Source organism: Variovorax sp. FW305-3-2-15-B-LB1, assembly GCF_058787635.1.
Window position 1 is genome coordinate 1 of the sequence record NZ_JBYSZY010000114.1, and the last position, 2,856, is coordinate 2,856.

Here is a 2,856-nt window from a genome sequence, read left to right on the forward strand (position 1 = left end):
CGCCATGACTTAGGGCACTGTCGCGCGGGGCTTGCGCCGCTAAGATCAAATCCGTGGCCTCTTTCGACTCCCCCTCCGCACCCCTGCCGCCCACCACCGACATCGGTGCGCCCGCCGGCGTGTCTGGCGCGATCCTGGTGGTCGACGACCATGACCTGCTGCGCCTGGGCGTGAGCGCGCTGGTGCAGGCCCAGGCCGCCACCTCGGGCGCGCGCATCTCGGTGTTCGAGGCCGGCAACATCGCCGACGCGCTCGCGCTCTACGCGGCGCATGAGGTCGCCATCGGCCTCGTGCTGCTCGACCTCGCGCTGCCCGACACGCACGGGCTCAGCGGCCTGGCCGAGTTCCGGCTGCGCTTTCCGGCGGCGCGTGTCGTGGTGCTCTCGGGCACCGCCAACAGCACGCTGGCGCAGGGCGCGCTCGCGCTCGGTGCCAGCGCCTTCCTGCCCAAGTCCGCCGACCTGAAGGAGATGGTGGGCTTCATCCGCGCCTGCGGCCTGTTCGAGGCGGACGGCACGCCGTCACAGCCGCTGCCGCCGGCGGCGCTGCCCAAGTCGCTGTCGGGGTACGCGGAGTTCGCGCACGCCAGCGCCTGGCAGGAGCTCACGCCGCGCCAGATGCAGGTGCTGCAGTGGGTGCTCGAAGGCAAGGCGAACAAGGAGATCGCGCAACTGGCCAACCTGAGCGAGGGCACGGTGAAGAACCATGTCTCGACCATCCTGCTGCTGTTCGGCATGCGCTCGCGCGCCCAGCTGATCAGCATGCTGCGTTGAGCGGCGCCACGCTGGCGGGCCGCGGCGACGCCGCCGCCGGCCAGCTGCTCGGCCAGCGCGTGCTGCGCGAGCACGTCGGCTCGGTCTACGACACCTACGGCATCTCCACGCTGACCCACCTGGGCTTCGTGATCGTGTTCGGCTGCATCATCTACTCGCAGCTCAGCGATGCGCGCCTGCTGTTCTGGATGGCGGCGCTGGTGGCGGTCGACATCTACGTGTTCTTCACGCCGCGCTGGACGCCCGACAAGCCGGCCTCCGAGAGCCCGTACTGGGCGCGCAAGATCTCGCGCATGGTCACGCTGGTGAGCATGATCACGGCGGTGGTGCCCTGGTTCATCGTGCCGCACGAGAACCTGCCCATGACCTCGCTGCTGATGGCCGTGATCGTCGGCAGCTGCGCGCGCGCCGCGCAGTCGCTGTGGCCGCTCAAGCCCGCGCTGTTCGGCTACACGCTGCCCATGTCCCTGGGCATGATCATCGCGCTGGCCTGGCAGGGCGATGGCCTGCACCTGTTTCTGGCTGCGGCGGGCTCGGCCTACCTCATGCTCACGCTGCACGCCGGCGTGCGCCAGCACCGGCTGCTGACCGACTCGCTCATGCTGCGCTTCGAGAACGAGGCGCTGGCCGCGCGCCTGGGCGAGCAGATCGCCGCCACCGAGCGCGCCAGCGAAGAAAAGACCCGCTTCCTCGGCGCCGCCAGCCACGACCTGCGCCAGCCGCTGCACGCCATCGCGCTGTTCGGCGCCGCGCTCGAGAACGAACTGCGCGGCCGCCCCGAGAGCCGCAACGCCGAGCGCCTGATGCGCGCGGTGAACGCGCTGGGCGCGTCGCTCGACACCATGCTCGATGTGTCCCGGCTCGACGCGGGCGTCATCACGCCGTCGCCGCAGCCGGTGGAGCTCGACGCGCTGTTCCTGCCGCTCAACCACACCTTCTCGGCGCAGGCCGAGCAGAAGGAGCTGCAGCTGCGCGTGCGCGCCAGCGGCCTGTGGGTGCGCAGCGATCCGCAGCTGCTGCATCGCATGCTGTCCAACCTGATGGACAACGCCCTCAAGTACACCGTACAGGGCGGCGTGACCGTGACGGCGCGCGACCGCGGCGACACCGTGTGGATCGAGGTGCGCGACACCGGCATCGGCATCGCGCCCGAGCAGTCGCACCGCATCTTCGAAGAGTTCTACCAGATCGATAACCCGGGCCGCGACCGCGCGCGCGGGCTGGGCATCGGCCTGTCGATCGTGCGTCGCCTGTCGCGCCTGCTGGGCCATCCGGTGCAGATGCATTCGCGCCCGGGCCGCGGCACGCACTTCCGTGTCGTGCTGCCGACCGTGCCGCCGCAGGTCAGCGCGCTCGTGGGACCGTTCCCGGCCGGCAGTGTCGAACTGGCTGCACGTCGGCGCGCGGCCACGCTGCCCGGTCGCGTGCTGCTGATGGACGACGAGCTCGAAATCCGCGAGGCCATGACCGGCCTGCTGCGCTCGCACGCGATCGACGCACACGCCGTCGCCGACGAGGCCGCCGCGGCCGATGCGCTGCACCAGGCCCGCGCCGAGGGCCGGCCCTTCGGCCTGCTGATGTGCGACTACCGCCTGGCCGACGGCGTCGACGGCCTCGATGCCGGCCTGCGCCTGAGCCGGCATGCCGGTGCCGAACTGCCGCTGCTGCTCATCACCGGCGAGACCTCTCCCGACCGCCTGCAGCGCGTGCGCGAGTCGGGCGTGCCGGTGCTGTTCAAGCCGGTGGCGCCCGATGCGCTGCTGCAGGCCATGGCGGGGCTCGCGACGGCACCGTAGCGTCTCGCACACAGCTTGCGATCGAAAGTGAATACGTTGTAGTTCATTGCGTGCCGATCGATCCGGATGGGCACACATGCAATGACTTTTGGCACTGCCGGGAACATCGGCCCCGTCGTAATTTCGGGTTTCCACGGCGTCGACGGACTGCGGTCCGCGTCGCCACCGAACAAGAATCGACCAGGGAGTGACCATGAATTTCAAACCTGCTGCAGTGGCCGCCGCGACGGCCGCGCTGCTGGCCCTGACGGCGTGCGGAGGTGGGGGCAGCGGCGGTGGTGGTGGTG

At 70.4% G+C, this 2,856-nt stretch carries 2 protein-coding genes; both read left to right on the plus strand.

Annotation, left to right across the window (positions count from 1 at the left end):
- The first annotated feature begins 53 nt into the window (after nt 1–53).
- Nucleotides 54–773, plus strand: a complete 720-nt coding sequence (locus tag AC3WQR_RS31500) for a response regulator transcription factor (protein WP_492745962.1) — start codon at nt 54–56, stop codon at nt 771–773.
- Nucleotides 770–2,569: a hybrid sensor histidine kinase/response regulator gene (locus AC3WQR_RS31505; protein WP_492745964.1), complete on the plus strand. Its 1,800-nt coding sequence runs from the start codon at nt 770–772 to the stop codon at nt 2,567–2,569. Before AC3WQR_RS31500 ends, AC3WQR_RS31505 begins: the two co-directional genes overlap by 4 nt.
- Nucleotides 2,570–2,856: the final 287 nt, after the last annotated feature.